18 protein-coding genes are annotated in these 16,673 nt (G+C 59.0%); all 18 read left to right on the forward strand.

The annotated features are described in order from the left end of the window. The first annotated feature begins 2 nt into the window (after positions 1–2). The 18 genes from NTD87_RS20655 (at position 3) to NTD87_RS20740 (ending at position 16,477) form a co-directional block, all read left to right on the forward strand. A complete protein-coding gene (locus NTD87_RS20655; protein WP_262116032.1) occupies positions 3–1,217 on the forward strand; it encodes an IscS subfamily cysteine desulfurase in 1,215 nt (404 codons plus the stop codon). Positions 1,218–1,312: 95 nt separating this feature from the next. Next, positions 1,313–1,699: a Fe-S cluster assembly scaffold IscU gene (gene iscU / locus NTD87_RS20660; RefSeq protein WP_003443374.1), complete on the forward strand. Its 387-nt coding sequence runs from the start codon at positions 1,313–1,315 to the stop codon at positions 1,697–1,699. Between the two features lie 34 nt (positions 1,700–1,733). Further along, the gene (iscA, locus tag NTD87_RS20665; RefSeq protein WP_123425091.1) at positions 1,734–2,057 is read left to right on the forward strand and encodes an iron-sulfur cluster assembly protein IscA; all 324 of its coding nucleotides are present in this window, start codon (positions 1,734–1,736) and stop codon (positions 2,055–2,057) included. Between the two features lie 8 nt (positions 2,058–2,065). After that, the gene (gene hscB, locus NTD87_RS20670; RefSeq protein WP_262116033.1) at positions 2,066–2,587 is read left to right on the forward strand and encodes a co-chaperone HscB; all 522 of its coding nucleotides are present in this window, start codon (positions 2,066–2,068) and stop codon (positions 2,585–2,587) included. A gap of 51 nt (positions 2,588–2,638) precedes the next feature. Further along, positions 2,639–4,501, forward strand: a complete 1,863-nt coding sequence (gene hscA, locus NTD87_RS20675; protein ID WP_262116034.1) for a Fe-S protein assembly chaperone HscA — start codon at positions 2,639–2,641, stop codon at positions 4,499–4,501. 3 nt (positions 4,502–4,504) lie between these two features. Continuing rightward, complete coding sequence (gene fdx / locus NTD87_RS20680) at positions 4,505–4,846, forward strand: ISC system 2Fe-2S type ferredoxin (RefSeq protein WP_262116035.1); 342 nt, start codon at positions 4,505–4,507, stop codon at positions 4,844–4,846. A 14-nt stretch (positions 4,847–4,860) separates the two neighbouring features. Then, on the forward strand, positions 4,861–5,061 hold the full coding sequence (iscX, locus tag NTD87_RS20685) for a Fe-S cluster assembly protein IscX (RefSeq protein ID WP_071553503.1): 201 nt from the start codon (positions 4,861–4,863) through the stop codon (positions 5,059–5,061). Positions 5,062–5,151: 90 nt separating this feature from the next. Next, positions 5,152–5,577, forward strand: coding sequence for a nucleoside-diphosphate kinase (gene ndk, locus NTD87_RS20690; RefSeq protein WP_007916882.1), 426 nt, complete (start codon positions 5,152–5,154; stop codon positions 5,575–5,577). Positions 5,578–5,605: 28 nt separating this feature from the next. Beyond that, complete coding sequence (rlmN, locus tag NTD87_RS20695) at positions 5,606–6,754, forward strand: 23S rRNA (adenine(2503)-C(2))-methyltransferase RlmN (protein WP_262116036.1); 1,149 nt, start codon at positions 5,606–5,608, stop codon at positions 6,752–6,754. Between the two features lie 12 nt (positions 6,755–6,766). After that, complete coding sequence (pilW, locus tag NTD87_RS20700) at positions 6,767–7,525, forward strand: type IV pilus biogenesis/stability protein PilW (protein ID WP_262116037.1); 759 nt, start codon at positions 6,767–6,769, stop codon at positions 7,523–7,525. Further along, complete coding sequence (locus tag NTD87_RS20705; protein WP_262116038.1) at positions 7,525–8,562, forward strand: RodZ domain-containing protein; 1,038 nt, start codon at positions 7,525–7,527, stop codon at positions 8,560–8,562. Before pilW ends, NTD87_RS20705 begins: the two co-directional genes overlap by 1 nt. Positions 8,563–8,565: 3 nt before the next feature. Then, positions 8,566–9,675: a flavodoxin-dependent (E)-4-hydroxy-3-methylbut-2-enyl-diphosphate synthase gene (gene ispG, locus NTD87_RS20710; protein WP_019693460.1), complete on the forward strand. Its 1,110-nt coding sequence runs from the start codon at positions 8,566–8,568 to the stop codon at positions 9,673–9,675. A 22-nt stretch (positions 9,676–9,697) separates the two neighbouring features. Continuing rightward, positions 9,698–10,987, forward strand: coding sequence for a histidine--tRNA ligase (hisS, locus tag NTD87_RS20715; RefSeq protein ID WP_262116039.1), 1,290 nt, complete (start codon positions 9,698–9,700; stop codon positions 10,985–10,987). 40 nt (positions 10,988–11,027) lie between these two features. After that, a complete protein-coding gene (locus NTD87_RS20720) occupies positions 11,028–11,669 on the forward strand; it encodes a tetratricopeptide repeat protein (RefSeq protein WP_262116040.1) in 642 nt (213 codons plus the stop codon). Beyond that, complete coding sequence (gene bamB, locus NTD87_RS20725; protein WP_262116041.1) at positions 11,662–12,813, forward strand: outer membrane protein assembly factor BamB; 1,152 nt, start codon at positions 11,662–11,664, stop codon at positions 12,811–12,813. The genes NTD87_RS20720 and bamB overlap by 8 nt, the downstream gene beginning before the upstream one ends. A 143-nt stretch (positions 12,814–12,956) precedes the next feature. After that, the gene (gene der / locus NTD87_RS20730; RefSeq protein WP_123425101.1) at positions 12,957–14,426 is read left to right on the forward strand and encodes a ribosome biogenesis GTPase Der; all 1,470 of its coding nucleotides are present in this window, start codon (positions 12,957–12,959) and stop codon (positions 14,424–14,426) included. Between the two features lie 123 nt (positions 14,427–14,549). Further along, positions 14,550–15,698, forward strand: a complete 1,149-nt coding sequence (locus tag NTD87_RS20735) for a pyridoxal phosphate-dependent aminotransferase (protein ID WP_262116042.1) — start codon at positions 14,550–14,552, stop codon at positions 15,696–15,698. Further along, positions 15,686–16,477: an amidohydrolase gene (locus NTD87_RS20740; RefSeq protein ID WP_262116043.1), complete on the forward strand. Its 792-nt coding sequence runs from the start codon at positions 15,686–15,688 to the stop codon at positions 16,475–16,477. The genes NTD87_RS20735 and NTD87_RS20740 overlap by 13 nt, the downstream gene beginning before the upstream one ends. Positions 16,478–16,673: the final 196 nt, after the last annotated feature.

Raw genomic sequence — 16,673 nt, forward strand, 5'->3', positions numbered from 1 at the left:
CCATGAAATTGCCGATTTACCTTGATTACTCTGCGACCACCCCGGTTGATCCGCGTGTCGCGCAAAAGATGAGTGAATGCCTGCTGGTCGACGGAAACTTCGGTAACCCGGCGTCCCGCTCCCACGTGTTCGGCTGGAAAGCCGAAGAATCGGTCGAAAACGCTCGCCGCCAGGTCGCCGACCTGGTCAACGCCGACCCGCGTGAAATCGTCTGGACCTCCGGTGCTACCGAGTCCGACAACCTGGCAATCAAGGGTGTCGCGCATTTCTATGGCACCAAGGGCAAGCACCTGATCACCACCAAGATCGAACACAAGGCTGTCCTCGACACCATGCGCCAACTGGAGCGCGAAGGTTTCGAAGTCACCTACCTCGATCCTCGTGAAGACGGTCTCGTGACGCCTGAGATGATCGAAGCCGCACTGCGCGATGACACCATCCTGGTGTCGGTCATGCACGTGAACAACGAAATCGGCACCATCAACGACATCGCAGCCATCGGCGAACTGACCCGCTCCAAGGGCATCCTGTTCCACGTCGACGCTGCGCAGTCCACCGGCAAAGTCGAAATCGACCTGCAAAAGCTGAAAGTCGACCTGATGTCCTTCTCGGCCCACAAGACCTACGGTCCTAAAGGTATCGGCGCGCTGTACGTAAGCCGCAAGCCGCGTGTTCGCCTTGAAGCGACCATGCACGGCGGCGGTCACGAGCGCGGCATGCGTTCCGGCACCCTGGCGACCCACCAGATCGTTGGCATGGGCGAAGCGTTCCGTGTGGCCAAGGAAGACATGGCTGCCGAAAACGTCCGTATCAAAGCCTTGAGCGATCGTTTCTTCAAGCAGGTCGAAGGCCTCGAGGAGCTGTACGTCAACGGCAGCCTGACGGCTCGCGTTCCGCACAACCTGAACCTGAGCTTCAACTACGTTGAAGGCGAGTCGCTGATCATGGCGCTCAAGGATCTGGCGGTATCGTCCGGTTCGGCCTGCACCTCGGCGTCCCTTGAGCCTTCGTACGTACTGCGTGCCCTGGGCCGCAACGACGAACTGGCACACAGCTCGATCCGCTTCACTTTCGGCCGCTTCACCACCGAAGAAGAAATCGATTATGCCGCGCAGAAAGTCTGCGAGGCCGTCACCAAGCTGCGCGCTTTGTCGCCGCTGTGGGACATGTACAAAGACGGCGTCGACATTTCGAAAATCGAGTGGGCGGCACACTAACAAATTAAGTCGCCGCATACGGGCTCTGTAAACCCTGTTGAAAAGTCGGCTTGCAGGGCCCAAAGAGCGACTATCTGATGAGTGAGGAATGAATCATGGCTTACAGCGAAAAGGTCATCGACCACTACGAGAACCCGCGTAACGTCGGCAAGATGGACGCGGAAGATCCAGATGTCGGCACCGGCATGGTCGGCGCTCCAGCATGCGGCGACGTTATGCGCCTGCAAATCAAGGTCAACGAGCAAGGCATCATCGAAGACGCCAAGTTCAAGACCTACGGCTGCGGCTCTGCCATTGCTTCCAGCTCCCTCGCCACCGAGTGGATGAAGGGCAAGACTCTGGATGAAGCAGAAACCATCAAGAACACTCAGCTGGCTGAAGAACTGGCCTTGCCGCCAGTGAAAATCCACTGCTCCGTACTCGCTGAAGACGCCATCAAGGCAGCTGTTCGCGACTACAAGCAGAAGAAAGGCTTGATCTGACTTTCAAGATTTGGCGACGAGTAAGGAGTCACCGATGGCTATCAGCATGACAGAAGCGGCTGCTCAACACGTGCGACGCTCCCTAGACGGGCGCGGCAAGGGTGATGGGATTCGTCTGGGTGTTCGCACCACGGGCTGTTCCGGCCTTGCCTACGTGCTGGAGTTTGTCGATGAGGTAGGGGCAGACGATCAGGTATTCGAAAGTCACGGCGAGAAAGTGATCATCGATCCGAAAAGCCTGGCGTACCTGGACGGTACCGAGCTCGATTTCGTCAAGGAAGGGTTGAACGAAGGCTTCAAGTTCAACAATCCCAACGTGCGCGGTGAATGTGGCTGCGGCGAAAGCTTCAACATCTGAGGCTGCTCGTGGGTACTCCTTGTCATTTCGCTTTATTTGAGCTGCAACCGAGCTTCACTCTGGATCTCGATCAGCTGGCTACGCGCTACCGTGAGTTGGCGCGCGGCGTTCATCCAGACCGCTTTGCTGACGCTTCCGAGCGTGAGCAACGGCTGGCGCTAGAGCAATCCGCGAGCCTCAACGAGGCCTACCAGACGCTCAAAAGCCCCCCCAGGCGCGCACGTTACCTGCTCGCCATGGGCGGTCATGAGCTACCGCTGGAGGTCACGGTGCATGATCCGGATTTTCTTCTGCAGCAGATGCAATGGCGTGAAGAGCTCGAAGACCTGCAAGACAGCGCCGATCTGGCCGGTATTGCGGTGTTCAAGCGTCGCCTGAAGGTCGCTCAGGATGAACTGAACGAAAGCTTCGCAGCTTGCTGGAATGATGCGGCGCAACGTGAACAGGCCGAACGCCTGATGCGACGCATGCAGTTCCTCGACAAGCTCACCTACGAAGTGCGCCAGTTAGAAGAGCGCCTCGACGATTAACCCAGTGCCGCCTCGGTCGCACGCCTGATATACAGATAAGTCCTGATAACGATGGCCCTACTGCAGATCGCCGAACCCGGCCAAAGTCCTCAACCGCACCAGCGTCGTCTGGCTGTGGGGATCGACTTGGGCACTACCAATTCGCTGGTCGCTGCGTTGCGCAGTGGTCTTTCCGAGCCGCTGGCCGACGCGCAAGGGCGGGTCATTCTGCCGTCTGCGGTGCGCTATCACGCTGACCGTGTCGAGGTTGGCGAATCCGCCAAACTGGCAGCCGCTACCGATCCGTTGAACACGGTGTTGTCGGTCAAGCGCTTGATGGGTCGTGGTCTGTCCGACGTCAAGCAATTGGGCGAACAGCTGCCGTACCACTTTGTCGATGGCGAGTCGCACATGCCGTTCATCGACACCGTCCAAGGGCCGAAAAGCCCGGTCGAAGTCTCCGCCGATATTCTCAAGGTGCTGCGTCAGCGCGCCGAATTGACGCTGGGTGGCGAACTGGTTGGCGCGGTGATCACCGTTCCGGCTTACTTCGATGACGCGCAACGCCAGGCGACCAAGGATGCGGCCAAGCTGGCCGGCCTGAACGTACTGCGTTTGCTCAATGAGCCGACCGCTGCGGCGGTGGCTTATGGTCTGGATCAACAGGCCGAAGGCCTGGTTGCCATTTATGACCTGGGCGGCGGTACCTTCGATATTTCGATTCTGCGTCTGACCGGCGGTGTGTTTGAAGTGCTGGCGACCGGCGGCGACAGCGCCCTGGGCGGCGATGACTTCGACCACGCGATTGCTGGCTGGATCATCGAGAGCGCGGGCTTGTCCGCTGACCTCGATCCGGGCGCGCAACGTCATCTGCTGCAAACTGCCTGCGCGGCCAAAGAAGCGCTGACCAGTGTTGCGGTTGTTGAAGTCGCTTATGGCGATTGGAAAGCCTCGCTGACTCGCGAAGCCTTTGACGCCTTGATCGAGCCAATGGTTGCTCGCAGCCTGAAAGCCTGCCGTCGCGCTGTGCGTGATTCCGGTATCGAACTGGAAGACGTGAAGGCGGTTGTGATGGTCGGCGGTTCGACCCGTGTGCCGCGTGTTCGCGATGCCGTGGCTGAAGCCTTTGGTCGTCAGCCACTGACCGAGATCGATCCGGATCAAGTGGTGGCCATTGGTGCTGCGATCCAGGCCGATACCTTGGCTGGCAACAAGCGCGATGGTGATGAACTGCTGCTGCTCGACGTGATTCCGTTGTCCTTGGGGCTGGAAACCATGGGCGGCCTGATGGAGAAGGTGATCCCGCGTAACACCACCATCCCCGTCGCTCGCGCCCAGGACTTCACGACGTATAAAGATGGCCAGTCGGCCATGGCGATCCACGTGTTGCAGGGCGAGCGCGAGCTGATCAGCGATTGCCGCTCCCTGGCGCGCTTCGAATTGCGCGGCATTCCAGCCATGGTGGCGGGTGCGGCGAAGATTCGTGTGACCTTCCAGGTCGATGCCGATGGCTTGCTCAGCGTTGCCGCCCGCGAGTTGGGTTCGGGCGTTGAGGCGAGCATCCAGGTCAAGCCGTCCTACGGCCTGACCGACGGCGAAATCGCCCGCATGCTCAAGGATTCGTTTCAGCACGCCAATGACGACAAGGTCGCCCGCGTGCTGCGTGAGCAGCAAGTCGATGCCCAGCGTTTGATCGAAGCGGTGCAGGGCGCCCTGGATGTTGACGGCGAGCGTCTGCTCGACGCCGAAGAGCGCATGGTCATCCAATTGCAGATGCAGGAGCTGACCGAATTGATGAAAGGCACCGATGGTTACGCCATCGAGCAGCAGACCAAGCGTCTGTCGCAAGTGACCGATGCCTTTGCTGCCCGCCGCCTGGACTCGACGGTGAAAGCCGCTCTGGCGGGGCGCAACCTGAATGAAATCGAGGAATAACTGATGCCGCAGATCATTTTTCTGCCACACGCCGAGCATTGCCCGGACGGTATGGTTGTAGAGGCAGAGACCGGCAAGTCCATTCTCGAAGTCGCCCATGACAACCATATCGAGATCGAGAGCGCCTGCGGCGGCGTCTGTGCCTGCACCACCTGTCACTGCATCATTCGCGAAGGTTTCGATTCGCTGGGGGAGGCTGACGAGTTGGAAGAGGACTATCTTGATCGGGCCTGGGGTCTGGAAGCGCAGTCGCGCCTGACCTGCCAGGCGATCGTCGGGACTGAAGACCTGACCGTCGAAATTCCGAAATACTCGCTCAACCATGCAGCCGAAGCGCCGCACTGATTCAAGGAATTGTCATGAGTCTTAAATGGGTTGATGTGCTGGAAATCGCGATCCAGCTGGCTGAAAGCAAGCCGGATGTGGATCCGCGTTACGTGAACTTCGTCGATCTGCACCAATGGGTGCTGGCATTGCCAGAGTTCAATGATGACGCTGCTCGCGGTGGCGAGAAGGTGCTTGAAGCCATTCAAGCGGCCTGGATCGAAGAAGCCGACTGAACGCGCCGTACGCCGTTAGGCAATACCAAAGAACCCGCGTATAATTCGCGGGTTTAATTTTTCGCAAATTACCGTTTCTGGAGTTACACCATGGCTGTTCAACGTACTTTCTCCATCATCAAGCCTGACGCTGTTGCAAAAAACGTTATCGGCGAGATCACCACTCGTTTCGAAAAAGCTGGCCTGCGCGTTGTAGCTTCGAAACTGAAGCAACTGTCCAAAGCCGAAGCTGAAGGCTTCTACGCTGAGCACAGCGCTCGTGGTTTCTTCGGCGACCTGGTTGCTTTCATGATCTCCGGTCCGGTTGTCGTTCAGGTTCTGGAAGGCGAAAACGCTATCGCTCTGAACCGTGAGCTGATGGGCGCTACCAACCCTAAAGAAGCTGCTGCCGGTACCATCCGCGCTGACTTCGCTGATTCCATCGACGCCAACGCTGTACACGGTTCGGACTCCGAAGCCGCTGCTGCTCGCGAAATCTCGTACTTCTTCGCAGCTACTGAAGTAACCACTCGCTAAGCATTGGCTTATGAGTGAAGGTGAATCCATGACTACATCGACTGCAAAAATTAACCTGCTGGGTCTGACTCAGCTGGAAATGGAAAAATTCTTCGACTCAATCGGGGAGAAGCGTTTCCGTGCCGGTCAGGTAATGAAGTGGATTCACCACCTTGGCGTCGATGATTTCGACGCCATGACGAACGTCAGCAAAGCCTTGCGCGACAAGCTCAAGGCGATTGCTGAAGTTCGCGGCCCCGAAGTGGTCAGCGAGGACATCTCCAGCGACGGCACCCGTAAGTGGGTGGTGCGCGTGGCGTCCGGCAGCTGCGTCGAGACCGTGTACATTCCCCAGGGCAAACGCGGCACTCTGTGCGTTTCGTCCCAGGCAGGCTGTGCCCTGGATTGCAGTTTCTGCTCCACTGGCAAGCAAGGTTTCAACAGCAACCTCACTGCTGCCGAAGTCATCGGCCAGGTGTGGATTGCCAATAAATCGTTCGGCAGCATCCCGGCAACCGCCGACCGTGCCATCACCAACGTGGTGATGATGGGCATGGGCGAGCCGCTGCTGAACTTCGACAACGTCGTTGCCGCCATGCACCTGATGATGGATGACCTGGGTTACGGCATTTCCAAGCGCCGTGTGACCCTGTCGACCTCGGGCGTGGTGCCGATGATCGATGAGCTGTCCAAGCACATCGACGTCTCCCTGGCGTTGTCCCTGCACGCACCGAATGACGCATTGCGTAACCAATTGGTGCCGATCAACAAGAAATACCCGCTTAAGATGCTCCTCGAGTCGTGCCAGCGCTACATGTCGTCCCTGGGCGAAAAACGCGTGCTGACCATCGAGTACACCTTGCTCAAGGACATCAACGACAAGGTCGAGCATGCCGTTGAAATGATCGAGTTGCTCAAGAATGTTCCGTGCAAGATCAACCTGATCCCGTTCAACCCGTTCCCTCATTCCGGTTACGAGCGGCCGAGCAACAACGCCATCCGTCGTTTCCAGGATCAACTTCATCACGCTGGCTTCAATGTCACCGTGCGTACCACCCGTGGCGAAGACATCGACGCCGCGTGTGGCCAATTGGTAGGACAGGTGCTGGATCGCACCCGTCGTAGCGAGCGTTATATCGCCGTGCGTGAATTGAGCGCCGACAACGATATGGCGCAAGACGCTGCGAATCGTACTTAAGAGAGGATCTCTATGTCCCTGCGCCTGGCGCTGCTTCTGCTGTTTGCCAGCCTGACGGCTGGCTGTGTTCTGTCGGGTGATTTCAATCCGATGAAAACCAGCAAGGGGCGTGACGAGGCGCGTGCTGCGTATGTGCAACTGGGCGTGGGGTATCTGCAGCAGGGCATGACTGAACGGGCAAAAGTCCCGCTCAAGAAGGCGCTTGAGCTGGATGACTCCGACCCGGATGCCAACGCGGCGTTGGGCCTGGTGTTTCAGGCCGAGATGGAGCCCGAGCTCGCCGATCAGCATTTTCGCAAGGCACTGTCCGGTCGTCCGGGCGATGCACGTATCCTGAACAACTACGGCAGCTTTCTCTTTGAAGAGAAACGTTACAAAGAAGCATACGAACGCTTTGAGCAAGCGGCTGCCGATAGCCTTTATCCTGAGCGTTCACGGGTTTTCGAGAACCTGGGCATGACCGCTACGATGCTCGGTCAGCGGGAGTTGGCCCAGCAACAACTGGAAAAAGCCCTGCGCCTGAACCGACAACAGCCACGCGCGTTGCTGGAAATGGCTGAGTTGTCCTACGAAGACAGGCATTATGTGCCCGCGCGTGACTATTACGATCGTTTTAGCCTGCTTGCCGAGCAAAATGCACGTAGTCTATTGCTCGGCGTTCGACTGGCCAGCGTGTTCGAAGATCGCGACAAGGCCGCCAGCTTGGGCCTGCAATTAAAACGACTCTATCCCGGTACGCCGGAATATCAGCAATACCTGTCGGAGCAATGATGAAAGCGGCGCATCCAGAAGTTGTAGCAGCGACTCGCGTAAACCCCGGAGAGACCCTGCGTCAGGCCCGCGAAGGCAATGGTTGGTCGCTGGCGGAGGTGGCTCTCAAGCTCAATCTCACCGTGAATTCCTTGAAGAATCTGGAAGACGGCGCTTTCGACAAGCTGCCTGGGCATACCTTTGCTCGCGGCTATATCCGCGCTTACGCCAAACTGCTTGGCATGGACCAGGCCGCTCTGGTTCAACAGTTCGATCAGCTCACCGGCACCGACTCCCGGGGCAGCAACGTGCAAGGCCTTGGGCGTATCGAGGAGCCATCGCGGGTGTCCCACACCATTTTGCGAATTGTCAGCCTGTTGCTACTGGTTGCCGTGGTGGGTGGCGGTTTTGTCTGGTGGCAGGATCAAACCTCGTTGCGCACCAAGGACCTGATCGGCCTGAGCCCTGAGCACGTCGAAGTCGAAGGCGCTGATGGCACCACGCAGATCCATCCGCTCGACGAGCCGGAAGATCAGGCCGTGGTAGAAGGTCAGACCGAAGCTGGAACCCCGCTTGCGCTGCCTGAAGGCTCGGCCACTGCCGAAGTTCAGGCCAATGTTGAAGCGCCAGCTCCGGCCGCTCCGGTAGCCCCGGTGGTCGCGCCGACGGCTCCGGTTGTCGCACCCGCCCGCACCGCACCAGCCCCGGTTGTTGCGACGCCAGCGACACCGATCGCGCCTGTTGCGCCAGCGCCAGTCGTGGCCGTCGCGCCAGCACCAGCCGCTCCGGCTGCAGCACCGGCCACTCCGGTTGCCGGCGCGGGCCAGGTTCAGATCAAGTTCTCCGCCGACTGCTGGGCACAAGTCACCGATGGCAACGGCAAAGTGCTGTTGAGCGGTCTCAAGCGTAAAGGCGAAACCGCCGACGTCAGCGGCAAACCACCGTTTGCAGTGCGTCTGGGCTATGCCCGTGGCGCGCAGGTCAGCTACAACGGGCAAGTGGTCGATGTAGCTCCGTTCACCAGTGGCGAGACTGCTCGCCTGAAGTTGGGTCAATAAGTCATGCACGGCGAATCTCCAATCAAACGTCGCGAATCCCGCAAGATCTGGGTTGGTTCGGTACCGGTGGGCGGTGATGCGCCGATCGCTGTACAGAGCATGACCAACAGCGACACCAATGACGTGGCCGCCACCGTGGCCCAGATCAATCGTCTGGAAGCTGCCGGTGTCGATATCGTGCGGATTTCCGTTCCAGACATGGACGCCGCCGAAGCTTTCGGTCGAATCAAGCAACTGGTCAAAGTTCCGTTAGTTGCCGACATCCACTTCGACTACAAGATCGCCTTGCGCGTAGCCGAACTGGGCGTCGATTGCCTGCGGATCAACCCGGGCAACATCGGTCGTGAAGACCGTGTGCGCGCGGTGGTCGATGCCGCCCGTGACCGGGGGATTCCGATCCGTATCGGTGTCAACGCCGGCTCCCTGGAAAAAGACCTGCAAAAGAAATACGGCGAGCCAACGCCAGCCGCGCTGGTCGAGTCGGCCCTGCGTCACGTCGAGCACCTTGAACGCCTGAACTTCCAGGACTTCAAGGTCAGCGTGAAGGCCTCCGACGTGTTCATGGCCGTCGAAGCCTACCGCCTGCTGGCCAAGGAAATTGTCCAGCCACTGCACCTGGGCATCACCGAAGCCGGTGGTTTGCGTTCAGGCACAGTGAAATCCGCCGTGGGCCTCGGTATGCTGCTCGCCGAAGGGATTGGCGATACTATCCGCATCTCGTTGGCGGCTGACCCGGTCGAGGAAGTGAAAGTCGGGTACGACATTCTCAAGTCCCTGCACCTGCGTTCCCGTGGCATCAACTTCATCGCCTGCCCGAGCTGCTCGCGGCAGAACTTCGATGTGGTGAAAACCATGAACGAACTGGAAGGGCGCCTCGAAGATCTGCTGGTGCCGCTGGATGTTGCGGTCATCGGTTGTGTGGTCAACGGCCCCGGCGAAGCCAAAGAGGCCCACATCGGCCTGACTGGCGGTACGCCAAACCTGATTTACATCGACGGCAAGCCGTCGCAGAAATTGACGAATGACAATCTGGTGGATGAGCTGGAACGGCTGATCCGCCAGAAAGCGGCCGAAAAGGTCGAAGCCGACGCGGCAGTTATCGCCCGCGGCTGATCGAACGAATTAAGGAAATTTTGTGAGCAAGTCTCTGCAAGCCATTCGTGGCATGAACGACATCCTGCCCGAACAGACCCCGCTGTGGCGTCATTTCGAGGGCACCGTTTCGCGTTTGCTGGATAACTACGGTTACAAGCAGATTCGCATGCCGATCGTCGAGTTCACCGAGCTGTTCAAACGCTCCATCGGTGAAGTGACCGACATCGTCGAAAAAGAGATGTACACCTTCGACGACCGTAACGGCGACTCGCTGACCTTGCGTCCAGAAGGCACCGCTGCGTGCGTGCGTGCCGTGCTTGAGCACGGCATCACCGGCGGTGGCCAGGTGCAGAAACTCTGGTACATCGGCCCGATGTTCCGCCACGAGCGTCCGCAAAAAGGTCGTTATCGCCAGTTCCACCAGATCGGTTGCGAGGTCTTCAACCTTGATGGTCCGGACATCGACGCCGAACTGATCGTGCTGACCTGGCGCCTGTGGGGCGAGTTGGGCATCCGTGACGCGGTCAAGCTCGAACTCAACAGCCTGGGCACCAGCGAATCCCGCGGTCGTTATCGCGACGCGCTGGTGGAGTACCTGACGGCACGACTGGACCAACTGGACGAAGACAGCCAGCGCCGTCTGAAAACCAACCCGCTGCGGGTGCTTGATACCAAGAACGCCGATACCCAGGCGGCCCTGGTCGATGCGCCGAAGATGGCTGACTACCTCGACGAAGAGTCCCGCACTCACTTCGAGGGCCTGAAGGCGCGTCTGGATGCCGCCGGCATTCCTTATGTGATCAACCCGAAGCTGGTGCGCGGGCTGGATTACTACAGCAAAACCGTATTCGAATGGGTCACCGACAAACTCGGCGCCCAGGGCACTGTCTGCGCGGGTGGCCGTTACGACGGTCTGGTCGAGCAAATGGGCGGCAAGCCGACCCCGGGCGTTGGTTTCGCCATGGGCATCGAGCGTCTGGTGCTGTTGCTCGAAACCCTGGAGCAGATCCCGGAAGAAATCTCCCGGCAGGTCGATGTCTACCTCTGCGCTTTCGGTGAAGCCGCCGAGTTGGCAGCGCTGACACTGAGCGAGCGGGTTCGTGATCAGCTGCCTAACCTGCGACTGCAGATCAATGCCGGCGCCGGCAGCTTCAAAAGTCAGTTCAAGAAGGCCGACAAGAGCGGTGCGCTGTACGCATTGATCCTCGGCGACGACGAAATGGCCCAGCAAGTGGTAGGTTTCAAACCCCTGCGTGGCCAGGGCGAACAACAAAGCATTGCCTGGGATGCGCTTGCCGCTCACCTGGCCACCTGCGTCGTGCAGGGTTGAAGCTGTCAAACAGCCGATTTAGCGAATAAGGAGTATTGGGGTGTCGAGTACCGAAGACGAACATCTGGCGGAATTCAAAGACTGGTGGCAGCGTAACGGCAAACCTCTAGTGACCGGCGGCCTGTTGGCGCTGGTCATCGTGTTCGGCTGGCAGGCGTTTCACAAGTATCAGAGCAATCAGTCGCAAGGCGCCTCGATGCTCTATCAGCAACTGCTGGAAACCACGCTGACCCCGGACGGCAAGCCTGACATGGCCCGTGTAGCGGACCTGGCCAACAAGCTCAATAGCGAGTTCGGCGGCACCGCTTACGCACAATACGGCAGCCTGTTCGTGGCGAAAGTCGCGGTCGACGGCGGAAAGCTGGACGACGCTGCAAGCGAGCTCAAGGCAGTCGCTGACAAGCCGGCCAACCCGACCCTGGGTGAAGTCGCACGTCAACGTCTGGCTCAGGTTCTGGCTGCACAGAACAAGACTGACGAAGCACTGAAACTGCTCGAAGGTGATGCCGACAAGGCATTCCTGGCCACTCGCGAAGAACTCAAGGGTGACCTGCTGGTCCAGTTGGGTCGTACCGATGAAGCCTATGCCGCTTATCAAAAAGCCAAGGCTGCGCTGTCGGATGAAGCGGCGGTCGGTGGCTTACAAATCAAGCTGGACGACCTGGCCAAAGGGGATGCGTGACGTGATCCGTTGGAAACATGCAGCATTGCTGGCTCTGGCCATTCTGGCCACGGGTTGCAGCAGCAACAGCAAAAAAGAACTGCCACCGGCTGAGCTGGTCGACTTCAAAGAAGAAGTCGTCCTGCAAAAGCAGTGGAGTCGTTCGGTGGGTAACGGTCAGGGCGAAATCTACAACCTGCTGGTGCCGGCCATCGAAGGCAACACCCTCTATGCTGCCGACTCCAAAGGCATCGTGATGGCGCTGGATCGCATGAACGGCGACGTCAAATGGAAGAAAGATCTCGAACTGCCTGTGTCTGGCGGCGTTGGCGTGGGTTACGGGCTGCTCATGGTCGGTACGCTCAAAGGCGAAGTCATTGCCCTGGACGCAAGCACCGGTGAAGAGAAATGGCGCGCTCGCGTGTCCAGTGAAGTGCTCGCACCGCCTGCCAACAACGGTGACGTTGTGGTGGTGCAGACTCAGGGCGATCATCTGATCGGTCTGGATGCTGCCACCGGCAACCAGCGCTGGTTGTATGACAGCACGCCTGCGGTACTGACCCTGCGCGGTACCAGTGCGCCGGTCGTGACCAATCATCTGGCGCTTGCCGGTCTGTCGTCCGGTAAAGTGGTCGCTCTGGATATCTCCAACGGCGTGCCGGTCTGGGAGCAGCGCATTGCGATCCCACAGGGTCGCTCGGAGCTGGAGCGCGTGGTCGATATCGACGGTGGCCTGCTGCTGTCCGGTGACAAGATCTATGTGGTCAGCTATCAGGGGCGTGTTGCGGCCCTGGACCTGCAAAGCGGTCGTCAGCTCTGGCAGCGTGATGCTTCCAGCTATGCCGGTGTCGCTCAAGGTTTCGGCAGCGTCTACGTGAGCCTGGCTTCGGGTACCGTTGAAGGCATCGACGAGCGTTCTACCACCGCGTTGTGGAGCAACGACTCGCTGGCCCGTCGTCAACTGACGGCACCGGAAGTGTTCTCCAGCTACGTTGCCGTCGGTGACCTGGAAGGTTACCTGCACCTGCTGAGTCAGGTGGACGGTCGTTTCGTCGGCCGTGAACGCATCGACAGCGACGGCCTGCGTGTCCGTCCGCTGGTGGTGGGTGACATGATTTACGTGTTTGGCAACAGTGGCAAACTGGAAGCCCTGACCATCAAGTAATGGTTTGACTATGCTTGGGGATAGCAATGTTCCCAGGCAGCCTTGTTCTACAAGGCTTGCGGCACATCAAGTGCTGCCCCGAGCACCAGCCGCTGCCTCGCAGCGGCTTTTGTATTTTCTGAAATAACGAAGTGGAGAGCCGCATGGTTCCCGTAATCGCCCTGGTGGGCCGACCGAACGTCGGCAAGTCCACCTTGTTCAACCGCCTGACCAGGACTCGCGACGCCATCGTCGGCGACTTGTCCGGTCTGACCCGTGATCGCCAATACGGTGAGGCCAAGTGGCAAGGGCGTTCCTACATTTTGGTCGACACTGGCGGTATCTCCGGTGACGAACACGGTATGGACGAAAAAATGGCCGAGCAGTCGCTGCTGGCCATTGAAGAAGCGGATGTCGTTCTGTTCCTGGTAGATGCCAAAGCCGGTTTCACTGCGGCCGACCAGATGATCGCCGAGCACTTGCGCAAGCGTAACAAGCGTTCTTACGTGGTTGCCAACAAGGTCGACAACATCGACCCTGAAATGGCCCGCGCCGAGTTCGCCCCATTGGGTATGGGCCACGCGATCCCGATCGCCGGTGCCCACGGTCGTGGCATCACCCAGATGCTGGAAATCGCCCTGAGCGACTTCCCTAAAGACGACGAAGAGCCGGAAGACGGTGAAGAAGAGATCGTTGCCGAAGGCGAGGAAGCCAAGCGCATTCCTGGCCCAAGCGAAAAAGACGGTATCAAGATCGCTATCATTGGTCGCCCGAACGTCGGCAAATCGACGTTGGTCAACCGCATGCTCGGTGAAGACCGGGTGATCGTGTATGACCAGCCTGGCACCACCCGCGACAGTATCTACATCCCGTTCGAGCGTAACGACGAAAAGTACACGCTGATCGATACCGCGGGTGTGCGCAAGCGCGGCAAGATCCACGAAGAAGTCGAAAAATTCTCCGTGGTCAAAACCCTGCAAGCGATCAAAGACGCCAACGTGGTGATCTTCGTGATGGACGCCCGCGAAGGCGTGGTGGACCACGACCTCAACCTGCTGGGCTTTGCCCTGGAAGCGGGTCGTGCGTTGGTGATCGCGATCAACAAGTGGGACGGCATGACGCCGAGCGAGCGCGACTTCGTGAAGGTCGAGCTGCAACGTCGGCTGTTCTTCGTCGACTTCGCCGACATCCACTTCATCTCGGCCCTGCACGGTACTGGCGTGGGCAACCTCTACGCGTCGGTGCAGAACTCGTTCAAGTCCGCGGTCACCCGCTGGCCGACCAACCGCCTGACCCAGATTCTGGAAGATGCGGTCGGTGAGCACGCGCCACCGATGGTCAACAACCGTCGGATCAAGCTGCGTTATGCCCACTTGGGTGGCGCGAACCCGCCGATCATCGTGATCCACGGTAACCAGGTCGAGAAGGTTCCGAAGTCTTACGTCCGTTATCTGGAAAACACCTACCGTCGCGTCTTGAAGCTGGTCGGTACGCCGATCCGCATCGAGTTCAAAGGGGGTGAGAACCCGTACGAAGGCAACAAGAACACGCTCACCGACCGTCAGGTCAACAAGAAGCGCCGCTTGATGACGCACCACAAGAAAGCCGACAAGAAGCGCCGCGACAAGCGTTGATTGGGAAGACTTTCAAATCAGAAGAAGGGCGCCTATGGCGCCCTTTTTCGTATCTGATGTTTGAGCTATCCTCGGGCTCTCCCGCGCCGCCGTTAGAGCCGGGTGTTCAGTAGGGAACCACCGATGATCACCAGCAAGCTGCCGAATGTCGGCATCACTATCTTCACCCAAATGTCTCAACTCGCGGCTTCGAGCGGCGCGATCAACCTGTCCCAGGGGTTCCCCGATTTCGACGCTCCGCAAGCCTTGTGCGATGCGGTTGGCCGGCACATCGCCAATGGCCATAACCAGTATTCACCGATGACCGGCCTGCCGGCGTTGCGCCAGCAAGTGGCGGCGAAGATCGCCCGCAGCTATGGCGCCAGCGTGAATGCCGACACCGAGGTGACTATCACCCCCGGCGCGACCCAGGCGATCTTCTCCGCCATTCAGGCGGTTATCCACAGCGGTGACGAAGTGATCGTCTTCGATCCGGCCTACGACAGTTATGAGCCCTCGGTGGCATTGGCCGGCGGTCGTTGTGTGCATGTGCCGTTGGGGCTGAAGGATTTCGCCATCGATTTCCAGAAGCTCGGCGAAGCGCTGAGCCCACGTACGCGGATGATCATCCTCAACTCGCCGCATAACCCGAGTGGTGCGCTGATCTCGCGCGCCGAGCTGGACCAGTTGGCAGCGTTGATCCGCGACCGCGATATTTACCTGATCAGCGACGAGGTGTATGAACATCTGGTGTTCGACGGCGTGCCGCATGTCAGTGTGTTGGCCCATGAAGAGCTGTATCAGCGTGCTTTCGTGGTCAGCTCGTTCGGCAAGACCTACCACGTCACTGGCTGGAAAACCGGCTACGTGGTTGCACCACCGGCGCTTACGGACGAATTGCGCAAGGTGCATCAATACGTCAGCTTCTGCGGCGTGACCCCATTGCAGTACGCGCTGGCCGACTTCATGGCCGAGCATCCGGAACACGTCGAAGAGTTGCCAGGTTTCTATCAGGCCAAACGTGATCTGTTCTGTGATTTGCTGGCACCTTCGCGCTTCAGCTTTACCAAGGTCACCGGAACCTACTTCCAGTTGGTCGACTATTCGCAGATCCGCCCGGACCTGAACGATGTCGAGATGGCCATGTGGATGACTCGCGAGCATGGCGTGGCGGCAATCCCGATTTCGGTGTTCTACCAGAACCCGCCGCAGGAACAGCGTCTGGTGCGCCTGTGTTTTGCCAAGCGTGAGGAGACGCTGCGTCAGGCAGCGGAAAAACTATGCGCGATCTGACAGCCTTACCCAATCTGAACCTTGCATTGATCCAGACCACGTTGGCCTGGCATGACCGTCAGGCCAACCTTGAGCATTTCGAGCAGTTGCTGGAGCAGGCACGGGGCGCTGACTTGATCATCCTGCCGGAGATGTTCACCACCGGTTTTTCCATGGAGTCGCAAACCCTCGCTGAAACGGAAAACGGCCCGACCAGCAAATGGCTGCGAGTGCAGGCCGCCAAACTTGACGCGGTGATTACCGGCAGCGTGATTGTCCAGGCCGCTGATGGCAGCCATCGCAATCGGCTGTTGTGGGCGCAGCCAGACGGTGAGGTTCTGCATTATGACAAGCGTCACCTGTTTCGCATGGCCGGCGAGCACAAGCATTACACCGCAGGCGACTGTCAGGTGCAGTTCGAGCTCAAGGGCTGGCGGGTGCGTCCGCTGATTTGCTACGACCTGCGCTTCCCGGTGTGGAGCCGCGATGCGCAAGACACCGATCTGCTGCTGTACACCGCCAACTGGCCGGGCGCACGGCGTCAACACTGGAACCGTTTGCTGCCGGCGCGGGCCATCGAGAACCTCTGCTATGTTGCAGCGGTGAACCGGATTGGTACCGACGGCAAGGGCTTTGCCTATACCGGTGACAGCCAGGTGCTGGATTTTCAGGGCGAGACACTGCTCGGTGCCGGTGAGGCTGATGGGGTGTTTCAGGTTGTGCTGAACGCTGCGGAATTGGCGGCTTATCGCACGCGGTTCCCGGCGAATCTGGATGCCGATACCTTCGAACTCACCTGAGATTTTCGCTGGCTGACAGTCCATCATCGCGAGCAGGCTCGCTCCCACAGTTGACCGATGTGAACACAGGTTTTGTGTACAGCATGGGCCTTATGTGGGAGCGAGCCTGCTCGCGATAGGGGCCTGACAGGCAACGAAGAAGCATAGAGTGTCTAGTCCTGAAATAGGTTTACACCTGTTTCACCCCAACGCTCGG

Origin of the sequence: Pseudomonas sp. 6D_7.1_Bac1 (assembly GCF_025465945.1) — a bacterium.
In the GTDB taxonomy this organism is placed as follows: domain Bacteria; phylum Pseudomonadota; class Gammaproteobacteria; order Pseudomonadales; family Pseudomonadaceae; genus Aquipseudomonas.